The sequence below is a fragment of the Rhizobium sp. 01L410 genome (genome assembly GCF_056400165.1).
Genome location: NZ_JBFTST010000016.1, coordinates 67,556 through 93,302 on the forward strand (window position 1 = coordinate 67,556; position 25,747 = coordinate 93,302).

General features: G+C 59.1%; 30 protein-coding genes and 2 pseudogenes. 17 read left to right on the forward strand and 15 right to left on the reverse strand.

The window, feature by feature from the left end:
• Positions 1 to 18: 18 nt before the first annotated feature.
• Together AC1DV9_RS26520 and AC1DV9_RS26525 are read right to left on the reverse strand one after the other, a co-directional pair.
• Positions 19 to 618: an NADPH-dependent F420 reductase gene (locus AC1DV9_RS26520; protein WP_477950696.1), complete on the reverse strand. Its 600-nt coding sequence runs from the start codon at positions 616 to 618 to the stop codon at positions 19 to 21.
• Positions 619 to 686: 68 nt separating this feature from the next.
• Positions 687 to 1,421, reverse strand: coding sequence for an SDR family NAD(P)-dependent oxidoreductase (locus tag AC1DV9_RS26525; protein ID WP_477950698.1), 735 nt, complete (start codon positions 1,419 to 1,421; stop codon positions 687 to 689).
• Positions 1,422 to 1,646: 225 nt separating this feature from the next.
• Here AC1DV9_RS26525 and AC1DV9_RS26530 point away from each other — a divergent pair, with 225 nt between their 5' ends.
• Positions 1,647 to 2,555: a LysR family transcriptional regulator gene (locus AC1DV9_RS26530; protein ID WP_477950699.1), complete on the forward strand. Its 909-nt coding sequence runs from the start codon at positions 1,647 to 1,649 to the stop codon at positions 2,553 to 2,555.
• 675 nt (positions 2,556 to 3,230) lie between these two features.
• Here AC1DV9_RS26530 and AC1DV9_RS26535 read toward each other — a convergent pair.
• From AC1DV9_RS26535 to AC1DV9_RS26545, 3 genes are all read right to left on the reverse strand, one after another.
• Positions 3,231 to 3,833: a HupE/UreJ family protein gene (locus AC1DV9_RS26535; RefSeq protein WP_477950769.1), complete on the reverse strand. Its 603-nt coding sequence runs from the start codon at positions 3,831 to 3,833 to the stop codon at positions 3,231 to 3,233.
• 227 nt (positions 3,834 to 4,060) lie between these two features.
• On the reverse strand, positions 4,061 to 4,423 hold the full coding sequence (locus AC1DV9_RS26540; RefSeq protein WP_477950700.1) for an FAD-dependent oxidoreductase: 363 nt from the start codon (positions 4,421 to 4,423) through the stop codon (positions 4,061 to 4,063).
• A gap of 45 nt (positions 4,424 to 4,468) precedes the next feature.
• The gene (locus AC1DV9_RS26545; protein WP_477950701.1) at positions 4,469 to 4,678 is read right to left on the reverse strand and encodes a hypothetical protein; all 210 of its coding nucleotides are present in this window, start codon (positions 4,676 to 4,678) and stop codon (positions 4,469 to 4,471) included.
• A 35-nt stretch (positions 4,679 to 4,713) separates the two neighbouring features.
• Between AC1DV9_RS26545 and AC1DV9_RS26550 the strand changes: the two genes are divergently transcribed.
• On the forward strand, positions 4,714 to 4,854 hold the full coding sequence (locus tag AC1DV9_RS26550) for a hypothetical protein (RefSeq protein ID WP_477950702.1): 141 nt from the start codon (positions 4,714 to 4,716) through the stop codon (positions 4,852 to 4,854).
• A 359-nt stretch (positions 4,855 to 5,213) separates the two neighbouring features.
• Here AC1DV9_RS26550 and AC1DV9_RS26555 read toward each other — a convergent pair whose 3' ends face one another.
• The 3 genes from AC1DV9_RS26555 to AC1DV9_RS26565 form a co-directional block, all read right to left on the reverse strand.
• Positions 5,214 to 5,459, reverse strand: a complete 246-nt coding sequence (locus AC1DV9_RS26555) for an ATP-binding protein (protein WP_477950703.1) — start codon at positions 5,457 to 5,459, stop codon at positions 5,214 to 5,216.
• A 429-nt stretch (positions 5,460 to 5,888) separates the two neighbouring features.
• On the reverse strand, positions 5,889 to 6,188 hold the full coding sequence (locus AC1DV9_RS26560) for a helix-turn-helix transcriptional regulator (protein WP_112390684.1): 300 nt from the start codon (positions 6,186 to 6,188) through the stop codon (positions 5,889 to 5,891).
• 17 nt (positions 6,189 to 6,205) lie between these two features.
• A complete protein-coding gene (locus tag AC1DV9_RS26565; protein WP_477950705.1) occupies positions 6,206 to 7,528 on the reverse strand; it encodes a type II toxin-antitoxin system HipA family toxin in 1,323 nt (440 codons plus the stop codon).
• Between the two features lie 733 nt (positions 7,529 to 8,261).
• Between AC1DV9_RS26565 and AC1DV9_RS26570 the strand changes: the two genes are divergently transcribed.
• The 10 genes and pseudogenes from AC1DV9_RS26570 to AC1DV9_RS26615 all read left to right on the forward strand — a co-directional run bounded on the left by AC1DV9_RS26570 (position 8,262) and on the right by AC1DV9_RS26615 (position 15,706).
• The gene (locus tag AC1DV9_RS26570) at positions 8,262 to 8,390 is read left to right on the forward strand and encodes a hypothetical protein (protein ID WP_310301160.1); all 129 of its coding nucleotides are present in this window, start codon (positions 8,262 to 8,264) and stop codon (positions 8,388 to 8,390) included.
• 511 nt (positions 8,391 to 8,901) lie between these two features.
• The gene (locus tag AC1DV9_RS26575) at positions 8,902 to 9,486 is read left to right on the forward strand and encodes a hypothetical protein (RefSeq protein ID WP_477950707.1); all 585 of its coding nucleotides are present in this window, start codon (positions 8,902 to 8,904) and stop codon (positions 9,484 to 9,486) included.
• A gap of 314 nt (positions 9,487 to 9,800) precedes the next feature.
• Positions 9,801 to 10,550, forward strand: a complete 750-nt coding sequence (locus tag AC1DV9_RS26580) for an ArdC family protein (protein WP_477950709.1) — start codon at positions 9,801 to 9,803, stop codon at positions 10,548 to 10,550.
• Between the two features lie 64 nt (positions 10,551 to 10,614).
• The gene (locus AC1DV9_RS26585) at positions 10,615 to 11,829 is read left to right on the forward strand and encodes a tyrosine-type recombinase/integrase (protein ID WP_142843300.1); all 1,215 of its coding nucleotides are present in this window, start codon (positions 10,615 to 10,617) and stop codon (positions 11,827 to 11,829) included.
• Positions 11,826 to 12,773, forward strand: a complete 948-nt coding sequence (locus tag AC1DV9_RS26590; RefSeq protein ID WP_112518764.1) for a tyrosine-type recombinase/integrase — start codon at positions 11,826 to 11,828, stop codon at positions 12,771 to 12,773. Before AC1DV9_RS26585 ends, AC1DV9_RS26590 begins: the two co-directional genes overlap by 4 nt.
• Positions 12,770 to 13,754 (forward strand): annotated as a pseudogene (locus tag AC1DV9_RS26595) (tyrosine-type recombinase/integrase). Before AC1DV9_RS26590 ends, AC1DV9_RS26595 begins: the two are co-directional and overlap by 4 nt.
• A gap of 127 nt (positions 13,755 to 13,881) precedes the next feature.
• A pseudogene (locus AC1DV9_RS26600) lies at positions 13,882 to 14,178 on the forward strand (zincin-like metallopeptidase domain-containing protein); the annotation flags it as partial.
• 83 nt (positions 14,179 to 14,261) lie between these two features.
• Entirely contained in the window at positions 14,262 to 14,507 is a 246-nt protein-coding gene (locus AC1DV9_RS26605; RefSeq protein WP_477950711.1) for a type II toxin-antitoxin system prevent-host-death family antitoxin, read from the forward strand.
• Positions 14,500 to 14,895 carry a hypothetical protein gene (locus tag AC1DV9_RS26610; protein ID WP_477950713.1) on the forward strand — a complete coding sequence of 132 codons (396 nt, stop codon included), beginning with the start codon at positions 14,500 to 14,502 and terminating at the stop codon, positions 14,893 to 14,895. The genes AC1DV9_RS26605 and AC1DV9_RS26610 overlap by 8 nt, the downstream gene beginning before the upstream one ends.
• 499 nt (positions 14,896 to 15,394) lie before the next feature.
• Positions 15,395 to 15,706, forward strand: a complete 312-nt coding sequence (locus AC1DV9_RS26615) for a DUF736 domain-containing protein (RefSeq protein ID WP_112390678.1) — start codon at positions 15,395 to 15,397, stop codon at positions 15,704 to 15,706.
• A 48-nt stretch (positions 15,707 to 15,754) separates the two neighbouring features.
• Here AC1DV9_RS26615 and AC1DV9_RS26620 read toward each other — a convergent pair whose 3' ends face one another.
• Both AC1DV9_RS26620 and AC1DV9_RS26625 read right to left on the reverse strand, forming a co-directional pair.
• Complete coding sequence (locus AC1DV9_RS26620; protein ID WP_477950714.1) at positions 15,755 to 16,093, reverse strand: HU family DNA-binding protein; 339 nt, start codon at positions 16,091 to 16,093, stop codon at positions 15,755 to 15,757.
• On the reverse strand, positions 16,090 to 16,383 hold the full coding sequence (locus AC1DV9_RS26625; protein ID WP_477950716.1) for a WGR domain-containing protein: 294 nt from the start codon (positions 16,381 to 16,383) through the stop codon (positions 16,090 to 16,092). Before AC1DV9_RS26625 ends, AC1DV9_RS26620 begins: the two co-directional genes overlap by 4 nt.
• 149 nt (positions 16,384 to 16,532) lie before the next feature.
• Here AC1DV9_RS26625 and AC1DV9_RS26630 point away from each other — a divergent pair, with 149 nt between their 5' ends.
• Complete coding sequence (locus AC1DV9_RS26630; RefSeq protein WP_477950718.1) at positions 16,533 to 16,754, forward strand: hypothetical protein; 222 nt, start codon at positions 16,533 to 16,535, stop codon at positions 16,752 to 16,754.
• A 9-nt stretch (positions 16,755 to 16,763) separates the two neighbouring features.
• Here AC1DV9_RS26630 and AC1DV9_RS26635 read toward each other — a convergent pair whose 3' ends face one another.
• A complete protein-coding gene (locus AC1DV9_RS26635) occupies positions 16,764 to 17,954 on the reverse strand; it encodes a DUF1173 domain-containing protein (protein ID WP_477950720.1) in 1,191 nt (396 codons plus the stop codon).
• A 274-nt stretch (positions 17,955 to 18,228) separates the two neighbouring features.
• Here AC1DV9_RS26635 and AC1DV9_RS26640 point away from each other — a divergent pair, with 274 nt between their 5' ends.
• Positions 18,229 to 18,393 (forward strand): hypothetical protein, encoded by a 165-nt coding sequence (locus AC1DV9_RS26640; RefSeq protein ID WP_477950722.1) that lies wholly within the window; start codon positions 18,229 to 18,231, stop codon positions 18,391 to 18,393.
• A 63-nt stretch (positions 18,394 to 18,456) separates the two neighbouring features.
• Here the strand turns inward: AC1DV9_RS26640 and AC1DV9_RS26645 are convergent, their stop codons facing one another.
• Together AC1DV9_RS26645 and AC1DV9_RS26650 are read right to left on the reverse strand one after the other, a co-directional pair.
• Positions 18,457 to 18,876, reverse strand: a complete 420-nt coding sequence (locus AC1DV9_RS26645) for a hypothetical protein (RefSeq protein WP_477950723.1) — start codon at positions 18,874 to 18,876, stop codon at positions 18,457 to 18,459.
• Positions 18,873 to 19,583 (reverse strand): ParA family protein, encoded by a 711-nt coding sequence (locus tag AC1DV9_RS26650; RefSeq protein WP_477950725.1) that lies wholly within the window; start codon positions 19,581 to 19,583, stop codon positions 18,873 to 18,875. The genes AC1DV9_RS26645 and AC1DV9_RS26650 overlap by 4 nt, the downstream gene beginning before the upstream one ends.
• Positions 19,584 to 20,051: 468 nt before the next feature.
• Between AC1DV9_RS26650 and AC1DV9_RS26655 the strand changes: the two genes are divergently transcribed.
• Both AC1DV9_RS26655 and AC1DV9_RS26660 read left to right on the forward strand, forming a co-directional pair.
• A complete protein-coding gene (locus AC1DV9_RS26655; RefSeq protein ID WP_442210524.1) occupies positions 20,052 to 20,456 on the forward strand; it encodes a plasmid mobilization protein in 405 nt (134 codons plus the stop codon).
• Positions 20,456 to 22,702, forward strand: coding sequence for a relaxase/mobilization nuclease domain-containing protein (locus AC1DV9_RS26660; protein ID WP_477950728.1), 2,247 nt, complete (start codon positions 20,456 to 20,458; stop codon positions 22,700 to 22,702). The genes AC1DV9_RS26655 and AC1DV9_RS26660 overlap by 1 nt, the downstream gene beginning before the upstream one ends.
• Positions 22,703 to 23,250: 548 nt before the next feature.
• On the opposite strand, the gene AC1DV9_RS26665 is transcribed toward AC1DV9_RS26660, so the two are convergent.
• Positions 23,251 to 24,153 carry a LysR family transcriptional regulator gene (locus AC1DV9_RS26665; RefSeq protein WP_477950730.1) on the reverse strand — a complete coding sequence of 301 codons (903 nt, stop codon included), beginning with the start codon at positions 24,151 to 24,153 and terminating at the stop codon, positions 23,251 to 23,253.
• Between the two features lie 90 nt (positions 24,154 to 24,243).
• On the opposite strand from AC1DV9_RS26665, the gene AC1DV9_RS26670 reads away from it, so the two are divergent.
• A complete protein-coding gene (locus AC1DV9_RS26670; protein WP_477950738.1) occupies positions 24,244 to 25,260 on the forward strand; it encodes an NADP-dependent oxidoreductase in 1,017 nt (338 codons plus the stop codon).
• A gap of 22 nt (positions 25,261 to 25,282) precedes the next feature.
• Here AC1DV9_RS26670 and AC1DV9_RS26675 read toward each other — a convergent pair whose 3' ends face one another.
• Positions 25,283 to 25,480 (reverse strand): hypothetical protein, encoded by a 198-nt coding sequence (locus AC1DV9_RS26675; protein ID WP_477950739.1) that lies wholly within the window; start codon positions 25,478 to 25,480, stop codon positions 25,283 to 25,285.
• Positions 25,481 to 25,747: the final 267 nt, after the last annotated feature.

The following is a 25,747-nucleotide window of genomic DNA, read 5'->3' on the forward strand; positions in this document are numbered from 1 at the left end:
GGAGCTGTGAAACTGCAATCAGCCGAAACTGACGAGGTCTTTGAAGATGAGGTGACCCCACGTGTTACCGCGACCTTGGACCAGCAGTCCGCCTTCGGCGAGACCGCCCACGTTGATAGGCGCGAAGCCAAGGTCTTCGGCGAGCTTCCCGACCTGCGCTGCCGCAGCTTCAACGTCGCTCGCCAGGAAAACAACCCGTCTTCCGCCGAGTACGGCCGGGTCCTGCCCGAGCACGCCCGCGCCCAGATGGTTGAAGCCCTTGACCACACTGGCGCCCGCGAACGCGTTTGCAACGACCTTCGCGGACGCCTCGTCACCCAGCTTCTCGAGCGGCACGCCGTAGGCGTTGGTAACGTCGACGATGATCTTCCCCTGCCAGTCGGGCAGCGCCTTCGCGACCTCCGTATGGGCCTCGAAACGCACAGCCAGAAAAATGACGTCCGCCTTGATGGCAGCCGAAAGCGTCGCTGGCTTGATCGATGGGCCGACTGCGGCGGCCTCCGACGCAAAGCTTTCCGGATCACGGGTGGTCGCAACAGATACGTCGATGCCGCGGCGAGCAAACGCCTTGGCGAGGGCCTGGCCGATTTTGCCGAAGCCAATGATTGAGTAGGTCATAATCTTTCTCCTTGGTCGATAAAGGTGCCGAACGGCTCGCTCGTTTTAGAGCCGCGGGGGCTACTCGTTCAGAGCTGGGCGAGGCCGCCGTCGACGGCGACTTCGCTCGCTGTCATGAAGCTGCTGTCTGATGATGCGAGGAAAGCGGCCACCGCCGCGATCTCTGTCGGGTCGGCCATGCGCTGCAGAGGTGTCATCGCGCCGTATGCCTTCTGGCCTTCCTCTCCGAGAGCCTCCTTCGCGAGTTCAGTCGCGGTGGCGCCAGGCGAGAGGACATTGACGCGGATGCCTGTGCCCTTCAGATCTTCGGCCCATGTTTTGGCCAGGTTGCGGACGGCCGCCTTGCTGGCGCTGTAGGCAGTGAACGCCGGAGCCCCGGTTGTGCCGGCGCTAGACCCGGTCAGGATGATTGATCCAGTGGGGCTCATGAGTGGGAGCGCCTTCTGGACCGTGAAGATCGTGCCCTTGACGTTGGTGTCGAAGGTCTCGTCGATATGTGCCGCGGTGATCTTGCCGAGAGCGACGGGGCGTCCAACTCCTGCGTTGGCGAAAACTATGTCGAGGCGCCCGCGCTCGGCCTTGACTGCCTCGTATAGACGATCGAGGTCGCCTTCGTCGGAGACTGATCCCTTCACGCTGCGGGCGCTGGATCCTAATTCCGCAATGGCTACATCAAGTGCCTCTTGTCTACGACCGAAGATGAAGACGAAGGCGCCTTCATCGATGAAGCGCTTTGCGGCCGCGAGACCGATGCCTGTCGCGCCGCCAGTTATCACGGCAGTTTTCCCGTTTAGTCTGTTCATGGCATGCATCCTTCGTTGTGTTCCACAGATGTGAGGAAGCGTGTCCCTGATCCGTTGATCACAACATAGGAGCGCCGATGGCCGCCATTCAGTGCCAATGCCCGCACAAGGGTGGTGCAAAAAAGATCCGCGTGAGTTCAGCCTCCGGTGTTGAAAGATACCGTCTTGAGCGTAGATTGGGGGCGTTCAACTCGTAAGGGCACCAGTGCGGTGCGAGACTGCACCATGATCGACTGGGATGACATCCGCCACTTTCTTGCCGTCGCGCGGGCGGGGTCTGTGCGTGCGGCCGCGTTGAGCCTGGGCGTGACCCATTCAACAGTCCTTCGCCGTATCGCTCATCTCGAAGAGAAACTGGGCGCGCAGATGTTCGACAAGTTACCTTCCGGATATCAAGTGACGAGCGCAGGGGAGGAGGTGCGTGAACTCGCCGAACAGATGGAAGCTTCGTCACTTCAGCTGGAGACACGTGTCTTCGGCCGGGACCAGGGTGTCCGAGGACTTTTAAGAGTTACACTTGCTCCGACGCTCGCAACGCATCTGCTTATGCCGGATTTTGCTGAGTTCACCCGCTCGCACCCGGATATCGAGATGGACATCATTTCGTCCGGGGATCTCGCAAACCTGACGAACCGGGAGGCCGACGTCGCCATCCGCGTCGTTTATGACCGCAAGACGCTCCCGCCGAACCTGCATGGTTTAAAGGGGCCGGATGTCTACGGCGGGATCTACATGTCTCGCGACTTGCTCCCGGTGTGGGGTGAGGGCGGCCCAAGCTCTGTCCGGTGGATCGTAATCAGTGCTCATGGCGTTCCCGAATGGGTTCGGCGGAGCGGCGCCCGAGCTGATGGCGTACCGTTTAGGGTCACAGACGCGGAGGCTCAGGTCGTCGCAGTACGGCAGGGCTTGGGGATGACAACACTTCCATGTTTGGTTGGCGATGCTCACCCAACTTTGGTCAGAGTGCCCGGGACCGAACTTCATATGTACGGCACACTCTGGATTCTTACACAAGGCGAGACACGCAAGACGAAACGCGTAAGGGTTTTTACCGAGTTCGTGTCACGCAAACTTGCCGGGCATGCGTCGCTCTTGGCAGGAGCACTACCTGCCGCGACGATAGAGGCGCCTTAGGCGCTTGGTATTGGGCAACGGACCGACAAGGACCGAGCGCGGAACGGCTCGATTATAATCTTCAAGACCTCAGTCCCGAGCGACGGCTGGTTTTCCGGGCGGCTCGGCGACCTTGCGAAGTGATGCTCTGTTCCCCACCTAAGGCATCGCCACCCCACACCACGTGAACCTCCGCAGCCGCGTCCGCCGGCGCATGCGTGACGGCTTGCGCGTGGGGTGAGAGGGCCGCTCCCTTCCTTGAGGTTGAGCGCCCTCGGACCGCTTTAGGGGACATCGATGTCCTGCCACCGAGCCGTCAGACGCGAATCCTTCAGTAAAATTGATGAAGTCGCGAATGTTCGCATCCCGACCACGAGTGCTGCGGAGCACCCGGTGAGGATTCTTGCAAAACACGAGGATCGAGCAGGTCGGCCCGATAGGTATCGGGGTCGGCGACGACTCAGCATTTTGAAAAAGACGGGAGGCCTGATCTCGATGAAAGACGCCAGCGATTCCTATCTTGACCACCTGACACATCGCTCCCTGGTCGAAGCTCATGAACGCCAAACCCCAAGCTCAGTTCCTCAGTCTGGTGTATTAAGGCGACCTGGAGATGACAATTTCGGCTTCTGCGGTATCCCAGTTCGAGAACCTCCCACAGTCGATGCGGGCGCGCCTGACATGATGATGTGCGCGTCACGCCACCAAGCCAATTGCGAGTCCCAATCCCGCTAGAGCTGCCAAACCTCCAGCGGTGCGGGCAATGATTTCGCCCCTGCTGTCACCCACGCGTGCGGTTATGAAACCTGCGACAAGGCCGAGTCCGTGCAGCAGTGCAGTTGCCGCGACAAAGCCCGTAGCATAGGTGAAGGCGGTCGCGTTCGCCGGCATTTCCGATCCATGCGCGTGCCCGTGGAAGAGAGCGAAAAGACCGACGACCGCCATTGCAACAGTTGTCGGCGCCTTAATTCTGAGCGCGACCGCGGCTCCCAGGACAACAACCGACAATGCGATCCCAATTTCGACCATCGGGAGATCGACGCCCGCGACACCAAGCGCGCCGCCAACCGTCATGATGCCTACGAAAGCTGCTGGCACGAGGAATATCGCCCGGCCGCCGAGTTGGAATGCGAGTAGGCCCGCCAAAACCATGGCAAGCGTATGGTCTATGCCGGAGATCGGATGGGCGAAGCCATGGACGAAGCCCGATGTCGGCCCTATCCCGGTATGCGCGGATGCGACGGCGGGTATCAGGAACGTGGTCAGAACGAAGGCGGCGCGGGTCAAAAAACGGGGCATCTTCTTCTCCAAGGGTATCGTGCTGTTCACATGCGATCCGAACTTGTCCTACAACGCAAGTAGTCAAACAGCGTATTTCTGACACCTTGGCTTGACGATAGAGGCCGACCGCAGTTGCCTACGATCCGCCCGATCGGAGTGAGCGATTTCTTGAATGCTGCAACCAAGTGTACGGCTTCCGCGGAACCCGCGCTGAGCCTCAGCGACTTACGCGGGACAAGCACCCGTCACTCGAGCGTGCTCATGGGCACATGGTATTCTCCGGTGTTGCTTTCGATAGGTTCATCGGAGGTGAGGATGTTCGCAAGTACGACCCCGTCCTCGAGCGCCATCGCCGCTCCCTGCGCCACGCTTGGAGACGTGGCATGTGCGGCGTCTCCGATCAAGACGAGGCGGTCTGCTATCCAGCGTCGTGCTTGCACCTCCTGGAGGGCCGCGCGATGGACCTGCACATCACTGCGCAACCCGGCGACGACTGGCCCCAGTGCACCGCCGAAATCCCTGAACAGTTCCTTCAGATTGGCTATGGAGCCATCTGCGAACTCGGGGGACGGAGGGATGCTCGCAGGATTGTGGCTCCGATCCGTCATGCGGAGGGGAGTGAAGCCAGCTGACGAGCGCTCGCCCGACCTTTCCTAGGCGGCGCCATCGCCATCAAGCAGTACCTTAATGAGCGTTCCCTCGTCTCTCAGACCACTGCGGAATGCGAGCACAATACGTTTGGCAAGCTCTTCCCGATGCATGTCCAATGCGATCTGCTTCGTCACAGAAACGTGGTCAAAAACGCGCTGGCAGATCGCTAGGTCGCGAGGCGATAGGATCGACGCCTCTTTTGTCTCAAACATCGAAATCCCTTGTTTCATTGAAGGCCTGCAATCCGATGGCTGTATTGCGTGGGGTCCATGAAGAACAAAAATTCGTCGATCAGTTCGGCTTGATTGGGCTTCCCGCTGATCCGAAGAAGGCTTCTGTCGTCGCCGATAAATGCGGCTTGAAGGCCGAGGAACTTCGCATGAGCTAGTATCATGTCAGACGTCTTCGCGACATCCGGACGCTGCGAATTCAGGTCGATGAAACAGTTCAGTAAGTCCCGCATTGAAATCGGCCAAAAAAGACGCAGAGCAGTGAGTCCAGTTCTGTCTGCCAGGCGAAAAATAATTCAGCTTTGTTCTGCGTTCAACCAAAAAACAGTGGCCGCTACGTCCGTCCGGCAGGGCCGGAAACCGTTAACGGTTGCCAATAAAGCCTTGGTGTCAGGCCAATCGTTCCGGGTGCTTGGTCTCGATGGGCATGGAGAAAGTGAAGCGATGCATTTTCTCGTCGAACAAAACCGCTAACGTTCCTCCGTGGGCGCGAGCGATATCTATGAAATGTAGAGCCCTAACCCCAACCCCCGGCTTTTCGAACCCTCCGCTCGGTCAAAAGGTTGAAAAGCTTGTTGAGAGATTGCACCGGGATTGGCTCGCCACTGTCATCGACGCTTAACTCGAATTGATTATCCGTAGTGATTGCCTTCACCCGCACGGGATGGTCTGGCGCACCGTGCATTAGGGCGTTTCCAAGGAGATTGGAGAACATCTGTCCTATCCGCGCATGGTCGATCCGCAGCGGAGCTCCGATCTCCACGGATACCTCGATCTCTCTTTCGGGATGGGCGATTTTGAACTCCTGAACGACGTGCTCGATCGTGTCCTCAACGGTTCGGCCGGGATCGAAGTCAAGATTGATCCCGCCGCCGAGCCTCGCGCGCGCCAGGTCCCATGACGTTGTCTACAGGCTCGCCATGCGCACCAGGCTCGCCTTCATCATGCGTAAGAGTTGTGGCGACTTGTCGTTTAAGCCATCACGTAGAAGCCGATTGATACCCGGCGTCCACGCCGGGGATCAGATTACGAAGATTGTGGCCAAGTACGGCGATGAATTGTTCCCGAACCTCGGACCGCTTTCTTGCGTGGTCGAGATCAATCTGTGCGGCGTCAGCCTGTCTCTGGCGTCAAGATGGTAGGCGATCAGTTCCGCGAAAAGTTTAAACGTTCCTACGGGGTTGTTCGCCTTTTAGTTTTGAGTATTCGCACGGCTCTCTGCCCTCGGCACAAAACCTACCGAAAATCCGAACAGGCGCCCAATTCTTTCCAGTGTTTCCAGTGTCGGGTTTGCTTTGCCGGTTTCGATCTCAGCAACTTGACGCCGCGTAAGTGCCAGCGTTTTGGCAAACTCTTCCTGGGTCATGCCGAAACTCTTCCGGATTGCCGCTACTGCGCCGGGCAGCCTTAAATCACCGGTTCGAGCTCGCTCAGCAAGCGTGCGCCGGTTCTCAAGAACCTGTTCTTTTGTAGGCTTTTTCCAGCGAGCCATTCAGCTTTTCTCCGGCATCATAACTTCGCCTGCAAAACGCTATCGGCGATTTCAGTGCAGCGTGCCATTGCGCGTTCTAAAATTTCTGGAGCTGCCGCCAGGTTTTTCGCAATGCTCGGCGCCTCACGGAGTCGTTCTGCAAACGTCAGAAGTGCGGACGCGAGTATCTTTTGCTCAGTGAGATCGGGAAACAGTTCGGCGCAAATTTTCTTCCAATCAGGGAAATGATCCCGGCCGGCATCTCGCATCGTGGCCCATCTGGTGGAGCGAACGATCCCCTCCTTGGCGAGCCGCATTGGAGCGAAATCAAAGAGCGGAGACAGACGGACAGTTCCGTCTTGGAACTTGGTGAGCGCGGTATTTCGACCATGATTGTCGGGATTGCCGAGAGCCAGGTTGGCGATGTCCCGTTTGAGGTACTCTACGACGTCCGCGAGGGGATCGGCGGAATATTGGCGCAGAATGTCGATATAGGCCTCATGCGTGCCAACATATCCGAAGTCGGCAACGCCAATGGCCGAAACAAGGCTTTCTTGACCCAGCCGGACGGTTCCACCTCCTTCTCTCTTCTTTCGATCAAAACGGGGAATGATCAGGACGCCTTCGGCATAGGCCGACGGTTCACTGACATTGAGGCCGATCTCTTGAGCGATCTGCGAATAGAGGGCTTCGCCTTCAAGAATGAGCCGGTCTACGGGCTCATTGCTGCGGACCAGCTTGACGATCACATGCCGCACGGCCTCATCGTCGGACACGAAGCTGTCGGGATAATAAAGGCCATCTATAGCCTTGGTCATGGAGACCTTTGGCCATTCGCCTTGCAGGCCACTTGAGCCCGAAGCAAGCATACCGAAACGATCGGCTACTTCCATGAAACGATCTGATCGTTCAAGGATCTCAGCCTCTGTTACTCCTTGGCGCTGCACACCGTGTAGCCGCTGCTTCTCTGCCTCAGCGGCTTCTTTTATCCGGACATTACCTATTCCCCCTGCAGCAGAGCGCAGAAGCAGAGGAAGATCCGAGCTGCGTGCTCCCTCGCTGAGGCCTAAATGGTCTGCCAGCTTGCGCCTTGCATGTCCTTGCGGCATCAGATCAAGCAGGAATGGTGGCCACGTTGGGGTATATCGATCCTCGAGGTCAACGGGATATCGGATTGAAAGTGCGCGATTGTCACTTGCCGCGTTTCCTTCTGCAAAATCCACCGATGCGAACCGTATAAAGTAATCGAGATCGTAATCGACTATCGACGCACCCTGAAAACCGGCTGCGTCGTTCTTGAGTTCAAGTGCTGCGGCTTGATGCCATTCATCTTCGAAATGGGTTTGAAGAGTGAGAAACATTAATTGACCCCTTTGGTGGACCAATATATTTCATATTCTTGGTTATTCAACCCATTTAAGGGGTGTATATAAACTGAGCTGTCCGGTTTTGCCTTCTCTGTGATCAAGACGGCCTGATGCGGTCAGGGGACGACAACGCAGGATTGACGCGGCCCTCAATACGGCTCGGCAAGCACCTTCGCCCATTGTCGAGAGCGGGCGCGAATTGCGAAAACCTGCCGCGCCAGTCAACACAAGACCGTGGGCAACAGTTTGCGCGGTTATCCCAACGCGGCCCGCGGCTGCACGGAGCCATCGCAACCTCGCGCGCCAATTTGATCGCAGTGATCCCGGTACCGCGGTCGCCTACGCGAGCATTCGTATAAGAATGGTCCTGCGTGTGATTTCTTGACGAATGGCGTTCATCTTCCGGTGGTCGGCAGGGGTGTCTGCTGAACCTGATGCGGAAATAGAGGGAATGGCAAGGGGTAAACGAAATGCGAATTGGGAAGGCCGTACGAACGCGGCGCTAACCGCATTAGCGCCTCGACGCTTTTCGAGACTACGCGCGCGCTGGTTGTTTCCGATGACCTGCGCGAGATGAATGGGGCCGTCAACGTCCCGCCAACGCTCGACACCGGCAAGCTTTTGCAATGTGTCAGAAAAGCAAACTGCCAGGTTCTTTGCTGACTTTTCGAGGCTTCCATCCGGCGTCGCTAATCGTATTTGCCGCCGGGAGGCCGAAGCCTGGGCGATGACGCAACTTGCAAGCGCGGTGGAGGCCGGAGAAGACGATCCTGAAACGGCGGCCAACCCGGCCGCGGCTGGTCTCGATCATGTCGGCGACGAGTTGGACAGCAGGTTCAACGAGGCGACCGAATAGCCGGAGCGTAACGACGGGTTAGCGCCTGCCCAGCGCCGCCGGTTCTCGCCGGCGGTGTCTTGTCACTATCATCTAGGCAGGTCGGTGCCTGAGGTTGCGCTGCCGCTGCAGCCAGACTCCTTGCGGCCACGCGATCGGTTTGTGGGTAGGCAATACCGCTGAAGCGCGGCTCGGGCGCGACGGTAGTGGTGACGCGCCGGTCTGCTGGCGGCGTATCGGCCACAGGTTCATACGCTCTGACCCTCGGCTTCGTTGCGGTCTGAACCGGACGGCGCCCGGTCAAAGGCCGCGTGCCGCGCCGCATTGCGGCAGTCTCGATGCGCGGTTCGCCAAAGCGCGGCCGCGTTTTCTGCAGGCCTGGGCCCGCAACCTCCGCAACCGCACCTCGCTCTCTTGCATCGTCCTGACCTTGGGCCAGGCCGCTTCGCCGGTTCGTATTGACCGCACCCGAGGGACAGCACCCAAAACCGGACCTCGGGTTTTGCTCAACCAGACCGAAAGGACACCGACCATGGCACCGCTCAACCGTTCTGCTGCGACGAATCGCTCAACTACACCCCGCGCGACGACCCTCGAAATGGTCCGGCATGCCTGCCCGGACACCGCCCAGGCGCTGCGCATCTCGGAAAGCTTTGGCCTATCCGTTGTCGACAGCGAGGGAATCCGCGACCTGCACCGCCAGCAGCTTATCGATGGCGCCGAGGCGATGAAGGACGGCCTCGGCGAGAAGGCGATGCAGATCCATATGCAGCGCATCGTCGGCTCCTTCGTCGGATCGGCTCATGGAGCCGGGCTGTTTTATAGCCGCTCCGTCACCGAGGCACGCGATCTGACCGCCAGGCTTAGCAACGATCTGCGCGACGAAGATCTCGAGGGTCCGGTCGGTTTCGACAGCCGCGCCCAGAGAAAACGCGAATTCGCCGCCGTCATGGGGCTTCAGGCCCATGTCCTGCGCATGGCGGCCGAGGGCGCCGTTGTCGCTTACGAAGACATTACCGGCGAGACCTGGAAGCCCTATGAGCGCAGCGGCTCGCCGAATCCCGCGACCTCCATCGACCAGCGCGCCGCGTCACTACAGATATCGGCTTTCGACTGAAGGCGCACGCTCACTGATCCATCTCGAAAGGCCGGCCTCGTCCGGCCTTTTCTCGTGTCACTCAAGGCGGCCCAGGCGCCGAGTGCGGCTCATCCCGGTTTGCGGTCTAGCCCGAGGGCGACATGAAAGCGGCGCAACGGACAAGCCGTCCTCCACTGTCGTTTCGGCCCAGCGGTCCTTCTATCTCCAGCACGATCTTGACGAGCCGGGTGCGCCGCTGCCGCCCGCGCGCTGGTCGACCGCCGTGACGAGCCGCGATCGGCGCGGTGTCGAAGATGAAGGAAAAGACGATGAGAAAGCCAAAGAAAACGTCAATGAAATTATCTGGCGAGACCGGTGCTGTGCGCCCGGACGTCTACACACGGATCACCGATATCATGCTCGCTCAGTTGGAAGAGGGCGTGCGCCCCTGGGTCCAGCCGTGGAGTGCCGCCCGGCTTGCAGGATGCGTGTCGCGCCCGCTTCGCTTCAACGGCGAACCCTATTCCGGCATCAATGTCCTGCTCCTCTGGTCTGAGGCCGTAAGCCGCTGCTTTGGTGCCAGCACCTGGATGACGTTTCGCCAGGCGTTGGAACTTGGAGGCAACGTGCGCAAAGGCGAGACCGGGACGATGGTCGTTTATGCCAACCGCATCAGGAAGACCGAGACCGACGCCAACGGCGACGACGTCGAGCACGAAATCCCGTTCCTGAAAGCCTATACCGTTTTCAATCTCGAGCAGATCGAAGGCCTGCCTGCGGGTTTTGGCGCATCGCCGCAGACGCCGGCCTTCAAGCCTGTCGAGCGTCTCGAGCATGCCGACGCCTTTTTCCGGGCAACGGGGGCAACGATCCGCCATGGTGGTGCGGCAGCCTTCTATGCGCCCGAGCGGGATGTGATCCAGATGCCGCCGATAGAGGCGTTTCGCGATGTCGAGAGCTATTATGCGACGCTCGCCCATGAGGAAATCCATAATGCCGACCGCCGGATTATGCCGATAAGGGTGGGAATGCGCCGACGTTCGCAACGATTCCGGCGCATCCTGCGCGGCATAATCAGAGCGATCATTAAACCGCGAAGCTGATCTGCAATCAAAAATGCGGAGACGATGAGATCATGTGGGGGCGCCTTCAACAAAGGAGCACCATATGAAGTCCGAACTCAAAAATACTGCCGCTCAGAAATTGCCCTCCTCACTCGTTGAGGAGTTTTTTGATCGTCTTCGCAGCGAAAGATACTCTCAAAATACGATCGGCGGATATCGCCACGCAGTCCAACACCTCAGCACGACAGTCGCAGAAAACGGCCTCGAATGGCAAACGCTGACCCCGGATGACGCCGTTGCCCTGGTGAAGCCAAAGTCGAGAAATGCTTGCTATCGCCTAAAGGCGTTTGTCCGTTTCCTTGGTGAGAAGGGCTTTGCTGCGCCACTTCCAGAACCCAGCGAAGCCGAACTTGCCCGCAACTCGCTCCGTGCCGAGTTCGAGGAATATTTGCGGACTCAACGGGCCATGAGCGAGCGCACGATCCGACATGCCTCCTATATGGCGAGGCGCTTCCTCGCGTTCCGATTTGGCGAGGCCCGAGACCAACCCGGCGAAATCGCCGTTAAAGATATCTCGGACTTTCTTGCCGATGTTCTGGATCGCAAATCGGCCTTCCGCGACAAAACCCTCTCCACGCACCTGCGTTCCTTCTTCGGCTTTCTCTTTCAGACTGGGAAAACGCAGACAAACCTCGCAAAGGTGGTCCCGCGGGTTGCCATCCGGCACGGCACGAGACTGCCTCGACATTTAAAGCAGGATGACGTCGAAGCCGTGCTTCAAGACGTCGGCAAGGTGAAAAACTCGCCAAAGCGCGATTATGCGATGCTTCTGCTGATGGCACGATACGGATTGCGGGCCCCCGAAGTCATTGCAATCCAACTCGACGATATTGATTGGCGGGCTGCGGAGATTATTGTCCGCGGCAAAGGACAGTTGCACGACAGGCTTCCGCTTCTGCCCGACGTCGGGGCGGCGATCGCAGACTACCTCCAGTCAGAGCGTCAAGGTCAGACCCGCGACCTCTTCGTGTCGTCCCGGCCACCTCACAAGCCATTCAAGGACTCGCAGCGACTGAACCAGCTTCTGCGTGGCGCCTATGAAAGATTGGGCATGAAGCCGCCGGTACCATACGTCGGCTCGCATATCCTCCGCCATAGTCTGGCGACGAACCTACTGGAACAGGGTGCGTCGCTGAATGAAATCGCCGACACGCTGCGGCATCGATCTCGAACGACGACGCTCAAATATGCCCGACTGGATGTCGAAGGGCTGCGAACGATTGCAAGGCCGTGGCCGACAGCGGAGGACGCCGCATGAGCATGCTATCGGCACAACTGAACACCTATCTCCAAATCCGCCGCGGCCTTGGCTTCTCTCTTCGGACAGATGAACGCATCCTCCGTAGATTTATTGACTTTGTCTTATCGGAAGGCTCCGAGTTCCTTGAGCGAGATCATTTTGCGCGATGGATGAAGAACTTCGGCGTGGCCGGTCAATATACATGGTCCCGCCGGTTCGGCATTGTCAGGCTGTTCGCGGCCTGGCTGCACGCAAATGACAGCCGGCATAAGATCCCGCCGGCAAATCTGATCCCGCATCGCAAGCGGAGGCCAAAGCCCTTCATCTACACGTCGGGTGAGATCGCTCAGCTCCTTGATCAGGCTGCTATGCTACCTTCGGTAAATGGCATCCGGCGGCTGACGTACCCCACGCTCTTTGGCCTGATTGCGGTCACGGGGCTTCGCATCAGCGAGGCCTTGTCGCTTGATCGAGCCGATATCGACTTCACGCAAGAGATCGTGATCGTCCGCAACGGCAAATCCGGTAAGCAACGGATTGTCCCGTTCAGCCCAAGCACCTCCCATCGGCTTCAAAGCTACGCCCGTGAGCGCGACCGGCTCTGCGAGGGGCGGCCCGTTCCCTTCTTCGTCGACGATCACGGTAGACGGATCAGCGACTGCGCGGCACGCTATAACTTTGCGTCGATCTCCCAAGCCGTTGGCTTGCGCCAGCTTCAACGGTTCCAGCGGCATGGGGTCGGCCCGCGAATCCATGACTTACGCCACACATTCGCCGTCCAGACGATGATCGACTGGTATCGACAGGGCCTGGACCCCGACCAGGAAATGATCAAGCTCACGACAATGCTCGGCCATGAGAGCGTGTCTCATACCTACTGGTATATCGAAGCGATTCCGGAACTCCTGGAACTGGCATCCCGCAGGGCGGAGCTTTCCCTTGAACGGGAGGTACGCCCATGAAGCCTTCGCGCCTTCCCACACTGGTCCAGCGTTTCTTTACCGAGCGGCTGACCGAGCAGGTCAACGCAAGCCCCAATACGATCGCAGGCTACAGGGATACGTTCCGGCTCCTCCTGATGTTTGCAAGTGGGCAACTAGGCAGGCCGCCGACCAAGCTCGCGGTCGAGGATATCGATGCGGCATTGGTCGGAAACTTCCTCAACTACGTAGAGGCTGCCCGCACGCAGTCGGAATACCAGGCTTGCCGCCATACGCTCCTTCTTCCGGTTTGTCGCGATGTTGGAGCCTGACCTGCTCCGGCATTGCCAAAAGGTTTTAGACATGCCGAACAAGCGTTATGTGAAGCGAAGCATCGACTTCCTCGAAAGACACGAAATCGATGCGATTATCGCTGCCCCGGACAGATCGACATGGGCCGGCCGGCGAGACCATACCCTTCTCGTTCTCACCCTTCAAACCGGTCTACGAGCATCCGAGCTCATATCCTTGCGCACATCAGATATTGTTCTCGGAACCGGCGCCCATATCCGGTGCCAGGGCAAGGGGCGAAAGGAGCGCAGCACGCCGCTTCGGCGCGACACGGCGAGGCTTTTACAAGCGTGGCTGCATGAATGCCGTGGCAATGAAACGGACATCGTGTTCCCAACGATCCGCGGGACCCGCATGAGCAGAGACGCGCTGGAGCGCTTAATCAGCCGGCATGCACTGACTGCAGCTCGATTTTGCCCATCATTGGCAGAAAAACGGGTGAGCCCGCATGTTCTGCGTCATAGTACCGCGATGGAGCTGCTTCATCACGGTGTGGATCAGACGGTAATCGCGCTGTGGCTTGGCCATGAATCCGTGGAGACAACCCAGGTCTATGTTCACGCGGACTTGCGGCTGAAGGAAAAAGCGCTGGCTCGAATGGTCGCCCCGGACGCAAAACCTTCGCGTTATAAGCCAAGCGACAAGCTCCTCGCATTCCTCGAAACACTCTGATTATGCCGAACAGGGATTATGCCGAACAGGATGCGCCGGAATTCGTTGCAAACGTCGGCGCATTCCCACCCTTATCGGCATAATCCGGCGGTCGGCATTATGGGTCTTATGCCGATATCGGCATAAAATCCACTGGACGGGGCCATCACATCGCGTGAACCGCGATCTTTCCCGCTACGCGAAAGACCGCTCCGAGCGGGCGCGCGAGGAGCTGATCGCCGAACTCGGCGCGGCGTTTCTCGCTGCCGATCTCGGCATTGTCCCGGACCTTGAGCCGCGGCCCGACCACGCAAGCAATCTCGCGTCCTGGCTTAAGGTGCTCCGCGGCGACAAACACTTCATCGTCTAGGCTGCAGCGCAGGCGCAAAGGGCCGTGGCTTATCTGCATGCGTTGCAGCCCGGTTCCGCCAAGATGGCGGCATGACGTGTTGCAAGTCGGTTTCTGTCGCAGCCGACTTGCATGAATTACCTAGAATACGTATTTTACGTAAGTGAATAGAGGTTCTCATGAAGCAGTTTTCGTTTTCCGATATGAACCGGGCCTCCGGTGAAATCCTCGAGGCAGCATTGATCGAGCCGGTCGCGCTTACCAAGCGCGGCAAGGAGAAACTCGTCATTCTGACGGCGGAACAGTATCGGCGCCTCCTCGGCGGCTCGCACACGCTCGCCTACGGCCTCGACGATGCCCCGGATGCCGTCTATGCAGAACTGATGACCGGCCTCGACGCGCTGCTCGAGGACGATCATGTTTGATGTGGGCGACGTCGTCCGTTTCCATTATCTCTGGAAACGACAGGCCGATGCCGGCGAGGAAAGCGGCCGCAAGGCCCACCCCGTCTGCGTCGTCGTGCGGACGCCCGATGTCCCGGGCGCCGTTTTCCTCTTCGCCATCACCTCGCAGGCCCCGCATGAGGATCGCCTGTTTTTGCCGATCAGCCAGATCGAATGCCGCCGCGCCGGCCTCGATTTTCCCTGCTGGATCATCCTCGACGAATATAATCGCGTCGAGCTCGACAAGGCTTTCGACTTCGAAACAAGCAGGCCACTCGGCAGCTTCAGCCCGGCCTTCCTGAAAAACATCGCACGCATCGTGAAGGATGCAGCGGCGAGCCGCAGGCTGGCGGCGGTGAACCGATCGTAGCCGGTGGCACCGTCGGGAGTTCCGGCATCAGGCCGATCACGTCGGCTACGTCTTGAATTCCATTTTGGCATATCGGAGCGAAGCCACGCGGCCAGGCCTCTGGTGCTTTCAGTTGGCGATACTGGATATCCTAGGCAACGCCGTCCGGAATCACGCCGGACATTGACGGCGCCATCGTCTGGCCCATCCCCCAGCAACGGCTCGCCCACTGCGGTCTCGATGCGGCTTGTCTGACCAAAAAACGCCTCGCGGGCTTGGCTCGATCGTCTTCCCGCAACGGCTTGCTCGTTTTCTTCCCCTGGCCACGCCCACCCCATATGACGGGTCATGTGGGGACCCCGGATCTGCGGCCATTCCTCGCGAGACAAGAAAGCCTCGGCTAATTGCCGTCCTCCACTTCGTTGCGGCCCCAAGGGGTGCGGTCCGATCGTTTCCGGTCTCATCGACAGCCATCGAGGCCGCGATGGGCGCGGCCCGAGCAACTGAAAGGATCAAGACAATGGCAACTATCGGCTCTTTCACCGCTTCCGAAAACGGCTTTTCCGGCACCATCAAGACCCTCAACCTCAACGTCAAGGCCAAGATTATCAGAGTCGAACGCTCCTCCGACGACGCCCCGGACTTCAGGGTTCTGGCCGGCAATGTCGAGTTCGGCGCCGGCTGGCAGAAGCAAGCTCGTGAAACCGAGCGCGACTACATCTCGGTCAAGCTCGACGACCCGAGCTTCCCCGCCCCGATCTACGCGACCCTGACGGAAGTCCAGGGGCAGGAAGGCCTGCAGCTTATCTGGTCGCGCAGCACGCGCCGCTGACGAATTGACCCGAAAGCCCCGCTCGATCCGAGCGGGGCTTTCGGTGTGTCACTTGTTAAGCGCATCCTTAAGCGCCTTGGCCGGCTGGAAGCTCAGCTTCTTGGCGGCTGCGACCTTGATGGTCGCACCCGTGGACGGGTTGCGCGCTTCGCGCTCAGGCGTGGCCTTGACCTTGAACTTGCCGAAGCCCGGCAGCGAGGTCTCGTTGCCGGCAACCGCAGCTTCGGTGATGGAGGCGATGACCGCCTCGACGATAGCTTTGCCCTGGGCCTTGGTCAGGCCGTGCTCGCCGGAAATCTTGTCGGCGATTTCATTGGTAGTGGTCATGTCTTGTCTCCGCGTCATGTTCAATGCGAAATCCCTGCCATCGCCATCGCCTGATGTCATTGACGCGCTGCCGCAAAAGCGGCTGGAAATTGAGGATTTCCACAACTACCGACCGGTTTATAGCCTTTGGTCTTCTTCCTGCCTGCAATGGCCAGGAAGTGGATAGCCGCTTCCCGTTCGCTGCCGAAGACTTCGATTTTCTCGCCGCCCGCCTTGCCGATGCGTCCCCATGAACGAACGACCGAGGCCTCGCCAAACAATGTCGGCTGAATGGAGATGGCGTAGTATCGCGCCATGTTCCGGGTGGCATCGATGCGCTGGCAGTAGAGATGGAATGGATAGTTCGGCATTTAGGCAAGGTCGCCGAATTGGGTCGCCTCCGTCCAACGAGAGTTTTGAATCGATCACTGAGGTTCGATTCACATCGGTGATGATTTCTGGCTATCGGCGCTTTCTCCCGATAAAGGCCGTTCACCATCAAAGAAAGGGGAGCGTCGTCGTGCAAGAGGCAATCAAGATCGACAATCGTGGTGATTTCGGGCTCTGGGCGATCGAGGTGGCAAAGCTGATCGTCAGTGAGGAAGGGTTAGAATTGGCACGGGCTGCCCGCGACGGCTCCGAAGATGACGTCCGCGCGGCAGGCGCCGCACTCGGCCAGGCGATCACCAATGCACTGTTCGAAGTCTACGACGGTCTCCTTGAAGGCGCGCCGGCCGAGTGATCGCCACGATCACGTCGGGATTGGCGGCATATCGCCCTCGACCACGCGCCAGACCCAGGCGCCAAGATCGGGCCGCGCTTCTATCATTTCCTTAAGTGCTTCCTCAAAATCAGCGCCGGCCGACGGCGGCACGATGTAGAGCGCATGCGGCCGCGGTTTCGTCTCCAGCAGCATCGCGTTGGCCAAAGGTCGGTTTCGGCCAAGGTTGAAACGCAGACCCTTGACCGACTTCAAGCGTAACCGCGTCAACCGCTCGACCAGTTTTTGCTCGAAAGCATTTTCGATCGGCAGCCACTCTTCACTGACGCACATCAGCGCGATCTCGTCGATGGTGACGATCCCGGCTTTGCCGCTGCCGATCGTCGCGATCAGCATCAGGTGCAGGTTTTCCCCGCTTTGCCAGAGAGCAAATTCCGCTTCGAAGCGGCGCTGCACGCTCTTCCAGGCCGTGTCTTCAAGATAAAGCCGGAAGCCCGGCATATGCTTGACCACCACGAGCCGGCCGTCTCTCGTCTCCGTAAATTCCTTGACCTCGCTGACAAGCAACATCAGGCGCTTCGGACCTTGCTGGAAAAGACCAGCCATCTTCCGCGCCCGCCTGTGTTCGATAGCTGTCTTATCCTCGGCCCTGAAAGGCTCGGGAATGAGCAACCGCTCCGACAGGCTCTCGCCGCGCACCGCCATGTTGCCGGCGGCCTCCAGCAGATGATGATAGACCTGCCACCAGTGGCGCTTTCCGGCCCAGTGCGCGGTCCATTCGGTCAGGCCGCTCTCATGCCACAGGAAATGCAACAGGGCGCGTAGCGACAGCTTTCTGCCTTCCGCTTTCACGCTTTCGCCGGCAGGTTCCGGTACGCCGGGACGATTGCTCCCGGTGCGCTTGGAAAGGGAAAAATCAAGCTTCAATGAGGCTGACCCGACAGAGGCATCCATCTGGATTGCACTTCCCATCAGCGGGCCGAGCCCGGACAATTCGTAGGGCGGTTCATAGGAGGGACATGCTGGGTCATGGCCTTCACCGGAAAGCGGCATGCGCTTGATGACCAGTTGATTGCCGATATCTGCGATGTACATCGGCGCCGCCTGCTCACGGCAGAGACACAGCGGTCGGACTTTGGCGCGGTAGGCGCGGGCCAGCAGTCCCGCGAAATCCGGGTGATCCTCATCACATTCGACACTATCGAACCGGAACCGCCTCATGCCAACGGCTGCCCGCAGCGGTCGTTGGCAAGCAGGAAGGGGTGACTAACGAGAGGGAAACCTGTCTGCTCAGACCGGGCAATTGTGCCGGGCGGGAAGAGCCAGCTCAAGGCCGCGCGGCCCCTCCAATTTTCTCGCCGTTCCGTTTCACTGCACTTCGACAAAATCGGTTCCTCCGCGCGCCGGCTCCGCCGGTCGTGTTCCGCGAGCCTGGACCTGCCTCTCCCCACCCTGCGTGCCGCAGTCATCTTCCACAAACGTCAAGGAGAAGAAGATGACCATCGACCAGCATATCGAAGAACTGCGCGGTGAAGCCCGTAACGCCGAAACCACCTGGGAACGCCGGGCGCTTGAAGCCGAGCTCGACCTGGCGCTGGCCGAGCGCGAAGTCATCTGGGCCGAACTCGACGGCCGCATCGAGGTCGAGCCACCATTCTGAGGCGGCCCACGGCGCGCTTGATCTGGACACGCCGGATCGACCGGCGTGTCCAGATGCTGCTGTTCAATAGCCGTTGTCTTCGAGATAGGTTTCAATGGCAGCCTGCATGATAACCGTCATCTTCACGTCGTTTTCATGAGCCGCTCTCGCGAGACGCGCCTTCATCTCCTGCTCCAGCGGCACATTGACGTAAAATTTGATGGCGCGGTCTTTGGCGCGCTTCAGGCTTTTCAGGCGCCGCCGGGTATCGTCCTGATCGGCAGCCCGCTTTGCGCTTCGCCGTTGCCGCTCGTCTTCGGGAAGGCGCGGAAGCACCGTTTGGCGGCCGCGGTTATTGTCGAGAGGCGCCGGAGCCTGATCGTGCAAATCGGCGGCTTGCTCGTCAGCGGCAACCTCAAGCCGGCCTTCGTTTGTATCCTTAACTGCAGGCTTTCGGCGTGGCGCGAGAGAGAACTGCTGGAAGTCGATCGTCCCTTTGTTCATGCCGCCGCCTCAGCCGGTCCGGCCACTCGGCGAATGTCGATCTCATCGACCAGCGCCTTTACCTCAAGACGCGCCTTTCGGACTGAGTCTGTCAGGTCGTGCATCTGCAGTGTCCCGAGGCCGTTCTGGATCTCGCGATAGATGTTGCGTTCGTAAAGCTCGGTTTCCAGAAGCATCGTCTGGTAGTTCGCAGCGAGAAGACCTACCACGAACGGCCGGATGTAGCGATAGGCTTCAAGATTGCGGCCGGGCAGCGTGATACGGGTGCGCACGTTCATATGCACGATCGATAAACCGAGGCGATCGTTTATGTCGTTCACCTCAGCGACGGTTTGGCCGGCGGCCTCGATTTCCTTGATGCCCGGCTGTACCGGTGATAGGACCACGTCCGACGATCGAATGATCGTCGTCTGCAGCACGCTATCGACACCGGGCGCATCGATCAGGACGACATCGAAAAAGCTGGCGAGCTTCTTCAGAACATCGTCGATTGCCCGTTGGGTCGCCGCAATCGTCACCTCGATATTATCCGGTACATTGCCCTTGCTGTGGCAGAGCTTCCACCAGCCGGCCAGATTTTGACGGCTGTCGGCGTCAATCATCAGGACGCGCTGATCCGATAGAGCGTATTCGCCGGCAATCAACGTCGCCATCGTTGTCTTGCCGGCGCCGCCCTTGTTACTGACGACTGCATAGGTCCGAGGCATGACCTTCTCCCGCTACCGAACTGTTTCGGCGCCATGCTCGAAACATGAACTATATTAGGTCAAAAATTGCAGACGTCCAGTCGCTTTTTGTTTGGGTACATCACGTCCCAGATCATCCACTAGGTAGTCCGATGGTACTCTTTCGAAGCATTGTCTCATATCTTGTGGAAGATCATCCGCACCCCATGAATCCTCGGATTTTCACTATATAACCTTCACTTTCCTCCTTCCAGCAACGCTATCGATGTTTCACACGGGTTGGTCATGTGATGTGGAAGGGTCAAACTTCCGATGAGTGTTATCGAGTAATGAATGGCTTTTACGGTGCCAGGTTAAGTTTGGCTTTTTATGAACTGAAATAGGTTGTATTGGTTTGGCAGGATACGCAAATTTGTGATACAAATTTGCTGACGATCGGCGGACGGGCCGCCGATGGCGCCTGCGGCGAACACGTGAAGAGACGACGGCATGGTCGAAAATGGAAGGTCACGACCCGCGGTGCCTGCTGTCAAGGAGCGTAAGGAGCGCGTCGTCCATGCGCGTTTTTCCGCGCCAGAGCTCGCCGCTGTCGAAGTCGCAGCCAGGCAGTCGGAGATGTCGGTGTCGGCGTTTATGCGCTCATTGACGCTTGATGGTGCCGGCATCTTACCGTTCCTGTCGGAAGACGATCGGGTGGTTTTTGAGCTTCTTCATCGTGACCTGCGGGCCATTGGAGTGAACCTCAACAGTCTCGTTCGGCGCTCGTATCAACGTTCCGTTCCGGCAGACGCCATCGCTGACCTGCGCGAGCTGCAGCCCCTTGTCGCGGGCCTTGCTCTTGAGTTGCAGCGTCTCGCCAGCCGGCCAGGCCGTAGGATTGGACGTCGGGACTGATGGAAATTTTTCTCGGCGCCTTTACGGCGGAATGGGAGCAGCGCCGAGCGGCATACCTGCACGAGCGGTTGATCGGCCGAAATTCTCCCAGTGAGGAGGAAGAGCGCCGGCGGCGGGGAGTTGCTTCAGGCGGCGGCGTTGGCGGCCGTCTCAATGTCGGCGGGAGAGCCGCACGTGAAGGCCTCGCGTGGCCCGGGCCGGCGCCGCGTTCGATGGCAACACGGTTTGCCGGACTTGCCGGCGGAAGTCAGCCCGCGGTCGTGAAGATGACATCGTTCGGCGGCGGCGGACGCCTGGGCGCCATGGCGAGCTATATCTCTCGAAACGGCGATGTGGCGATGGAAAATCAGGCGGGCGAAGAACTGCGCGGCCGGGGGGCGGTCGCGGGCCTTTCTGAGGACTGGGCGCACCTGATGGGCAACCGTGCCGAGAGCCGCGACATCGGGACATTTCGTATCGACGTCAAGCGGAGGCCCGATGAAGGGCAGGCGCTGGACGCGTGGGCCCGCGATATCGTGAGTACGGCGCTGGGAGAGCGCTCGTTTGCATTCGCCGTGCAAGAGCGTCAGGACCATTACCGGATCGATGGTGTTGCCGTCTTGCGAGACCGGGCCGGCGAGCGGCTGACAGCTGATGAAAAGGCGCAAGAGATCGTTCAGGCACGAATGTCGGAAAACGGGGGCCGATCGGCCGAGTTCCATTTTACCGGCTATGGCAATGGCGTCGAATATGGGACCGCACGTTTGCGCAAACTCGTCGAGCGAGCTGACGGTGGCGTTCGAGACAATCGCGGGGAGACGATAACGGACGCCAAACTGGCGGGCGATCTGGTGCAACTGCAGTGGAGGGGCGAACTGCATAGCCGCAAGCCGCGCGATGTAATGCACCTTGTCATGTCCGCGAGGGCCGGAACCGATGTCGAGGCTTTTCGCGCGGCGGCCCGAGAGTTCCTGGCAGCGGAGTTTGGTCAGCACCGGTACGTTTTCTCTCTTCATGATCCAGGTCAGGATCCCAAAACCGAGTCGGCCGGCGGTAAGCGACCGCACGTCCATGTTCACGCAATCGTTGCCATGCGATCCGAGGACGGCGAACGTGTCGATACATCCATCGCATCTTTCCGGCGCTGGCGCGAAGGTTTGGCGCAGCATGCCCGCGAGCATGGTATACGGATGGAGATGACCGATCGCCGTGATCAGGCGAATGCTGCCTCCTATACCAAAAATCAGGTTCGCCCGATCAACCGGGAAGGCCGCACCGAGCATGTGGGAACGTCCGATAGCGCTGCGCGCCGATACGATAGAAAACGGCGCGAGGTCGTGACCTCAACGAGAACCTCAAAAAGCCAAGCCTATACTGAAACAGTTCACTGTGCCTGGGAAGACCTCGCACGAGACAGTGACGATATCGGCGCGTCTGAATTTGCAAAAAGCAGGATTTTCCGGGTTAATACAGCACTTGGAAGGCGAGAGTTCGTCGCCGAAAAGCAATCGGGCGAGCGCGAAAACGGCTCGCAATTCCAAACCAAATTGGTTAGTATTTTTGAGGTTGCGGAGATCGAAAACATGAGCACCATGACACGATCGGAATTCGAGGCGTACGAAAAACGCGTTGAGACCGCCCTTTTCCAGGCGAAGCGGATCATGCCGCGGGATGATCGGAGCAATTTCGAGGAAATTGCCGCGGCCGCCCGGGAGCACGTCGATGTTCGTCGCGAGATGATGGAACTGGCGGAGCAGGTTGAGGATCGCGCGCCAAGCAGCGGGTCGGCCAGACCGGACGACGCCAATCGTCAGTGGGATGAGGCTGTTGCACGCCACGGGCCCGAAGTCGTCGAGGTTGGAAACAACATCATGGTCGAGGTCGAATATTATCGCGAGCGGATCGAATTGGCTGACGATGACGAAATTCGAGCCGATAAGGCGTCCTTGCAGGCGAGCTTGAACTTTGAGATGGCGAGGGCAGCCGAGCTCGGCGCCTCGGGCAATAGCTATCTGCGCGAGATTGCAGAGGCTGACGAAGAACTGCGTGTGGCAATCGCAGCGGCCGAGCGCTCGCGCAATCGGGCGAAGGACCGCGCCGACGATGACCGAGCTGGACGCGCAAATGGTTACGGTGAACAAGACGCGTCGCTGCATGGAAGTGGCGGCGAAAATCGAACCGTCCCTGCCAAACAGCTCGTGCCGAGATTGGAAGAGCTTCAGCACGAGGCCGAGCAAAAACGCGATCGGGACGAACAGGAACGATAGGGGAATGCGGCATGCACCCGAAATTATCATGGGCAGGCTGCAGCATGAGAGGCGGATCGTTCGCTACGCCTGCTCAACGCGCGCGTCTCCGCCTTTCTCGACCATTTGAAAAGCTCATTCCCCGACGGGACGCCGGATGAACTTTCGGCCTTTATCTACGGATGATTTCGGGACACGGGAATGGCGTCCAGCATACTTCGCCGTGCGCATAGCCCATCCGTTCGCGTCCCATCGCGCACTGCCGTTGTAGCTTTGCAAAGCCCGCGCCCCTGCGCCGAACTGCTCGACGAGTAACGTCCGCTTGAATCTGTCACTGCAATCGGAGCGTACCTTCTTTTGGAAGTTTCAAGATCGCGTCCGTAAAGTTGCGTGGATCGAAGGGGCACACAAGGTGAAGGCGGGTGTGCTTCCTTATGCTATCAAGGCTTTGGTTGCCGCGATGCGGGGATAGTCTCGGAAGTCATCGAAGTTGTGCCGATTGATGAAAGCGAATGTTTGAAATACCCGGTGGTCTCCCTAGCGCCCGTAGCGGTCATTCACTGCCAGTGTCACGACGACTCCACTAAGGTATCGACGAAAGCGCGCACGGCCGGGTTCGACCTTCGGCTCTCTGGCCACAGCGCCGTGATATCGTGCCGGTTCACTGCATAGTTGGCCAGAACCGGAACAAGCGCCCCACGGCTCACCCAGGCGCTGGCCATAAAACTGGTTGCCATTCCTATGCCGGCACCCGCCGCAATCGCGGCAATCACGGCTTCACTTGCGTCCACGATGATGGCGCAGGAAGGCACAATCTCCACCTCCCTGTCCCCGACGCGGAAAGGCCAGCGGAACAGCTGGCCGCTGCTCTGGTAGCGCAGGTTGACCGTCTGGTGCTCTTCCAATTGGTCCGGATGGGTCGGCGGGCTGCGCCGCGCCACATATTCGGGTGAGGCATAGCAGCACAAACGATGTGGTAGGAGGCGGCGCGAGAGCAGGCGCGAGTCTGACAGATCGCCGATGCGCACCGCCAGATCGAAGCCGCCTTCGATGAGATCCACTATGTGATCGCTCAAACGCAGATCGATGTTCACCTTGGGATAGAGACTGCGAAAACGAGGAAGCAGGGGCGCGATGATATGCAGGCCGATCGGCAGCGAAGCAGCAATCCGCAATGTGCCGGCGGGCTCGGTGCGCGATGCTTTTGCCGCCTGGTCGATGTCTTCGGCGTCGTGCAAAAGCCTTAGCGCACGCTCATGCAGGTCGCGCCCTTCTGCCGTCAGGGTCAGCGAACGTGTCGTGCGCGCAAACAGCGAAACGCCAAGCTGCTTTTCCAGCCGCTGAATGCTTTTGCTGACCGCCGATGGTGAGATGGACAAGGAACGGGCGGCAGCGGTGTAGCTTCCGAGCGATCCGGCGCGAGCGAAAGCGATCAGCCCTGTCAACCTGTCAATTCCTATTTGTTCCTTCATGGCACTATTAAAGCGACTATTCGAACCATTATCAATGCAACCATCTGGTCATATTTTCTGTCATGGAAGCGAAATCCAAGTGAGGTAGCGATGACTGAAATGATGAAAGCCGCGCGTTTGCACGAATTCGGAGGACCAGATGTCCTTCTCTATGAGGATGCGCCCCTACCGGAAATCGCGACGCACGACGTGCTTGTTCGCGTCCATGCCGCGAGCCTCAACCCGCCGGATCTCTATCTGCGCGATGGTTATCGGGCGCTGCCGCCGGAATGGCAGCCCAGTCCACGCTTTCCCCTGATCCTTGGCACCGACGTTTCCGGCGAGGTCTCGGCTGTCGGCGAAAACGTGACGCAGTTCAAGGTCGGCGACGAGGTCTATGCGATGGTCCGGTTCCCGCATGACTTGATGACGGGAAGCAACGCCTATGCAGAATACGTTCGCGTTCCCACATCGGATTTGGCACTGAAGCCTCCTGGGATCGATCATATCCAAGCGGCCGGCGCGCCGATGTCGCTTCTGACCGCCTGGCAATTTTTGGTCGATCTGGGACATGATGCGCCGAACCCGTTCCAGACCTTCGCGCATGCGCCGGAACCGCTCGACGGCAAGACGGTGCTGGTGAACGGCGCCGGCGGCGGCGTTGGCCATCTCGCAGTCCAGATCGCGAAATGGCAAGGCGCAAAGGTGATTGCCGTTGCTTCCAGCAAGCATGAGGCGCTTCTCAATGATCTCGGTGCCGATATTTTCCTCGACTACACGAAGGCGGCTGCCGAAACCGTGGCGAAGGATGTTGATCTGGTGCTCGATGCCGTCGGCGGCGAGAACATGGAACGCTTTCTTTCTTGCATCGGGCAGCATGGCGCCTTGTTTCTCGTAAACCCGCTGGGCTTTTCCGGCCATGATGAAGCTGCCCGGCGAAAGATCACTGTCTCGACGACGCAGGTGCGTTCGAACGGAGCGCAACTGGCGGAGGCTGGCCGTCTGCTCGATAATGGCTCCGTTCGGGTCGTGATCGACAGTACCTATCCGCTTGCCGAGGCATCGGCCGCTCATCGTCGGGCTTCCGAAGGGAGCATCCAGGGCAAGATCGTGCTGGACGTCGCCTGATCACCACGTGACCAGTCAAGGCTCATGGCGCCGCGAACAGGCGGTTGAAGCGCTGATTCGGGAATATCCTATGTTGATCATAACGGGGCAACATCCACGTCGATCCGGCCGACCTGGCAAGTTCATGAAAGAACTGAATGCGCTGTCCCCACAGCGCGGCAGCGTCCGGGAAGCGTACGATACTGCCGTGGACAAGCCACAATCCAATCGCTTCATCCATCGTGAGTTCCGGGATCAGATCTTGGTCCGGGGTGCCCGCAGCTTTGAAACCCTATTCGCCAGGCCAAAGCCTCAATAGGACGACGTCGTTGTATTTGGAGAGCTGTCAACTCTATCGGCGTAACGCAATGTTGGACCGAATTGGCAAGAGCATGCCAACATGGCATTGACGAATTCTTCGATAATTGATCATCGCGAGAATCTAGCCGGTTTTTTAAAACCATTCTTAAGTGAGAAATGCGTTAATCACCCCAAACCAAATGGGGCA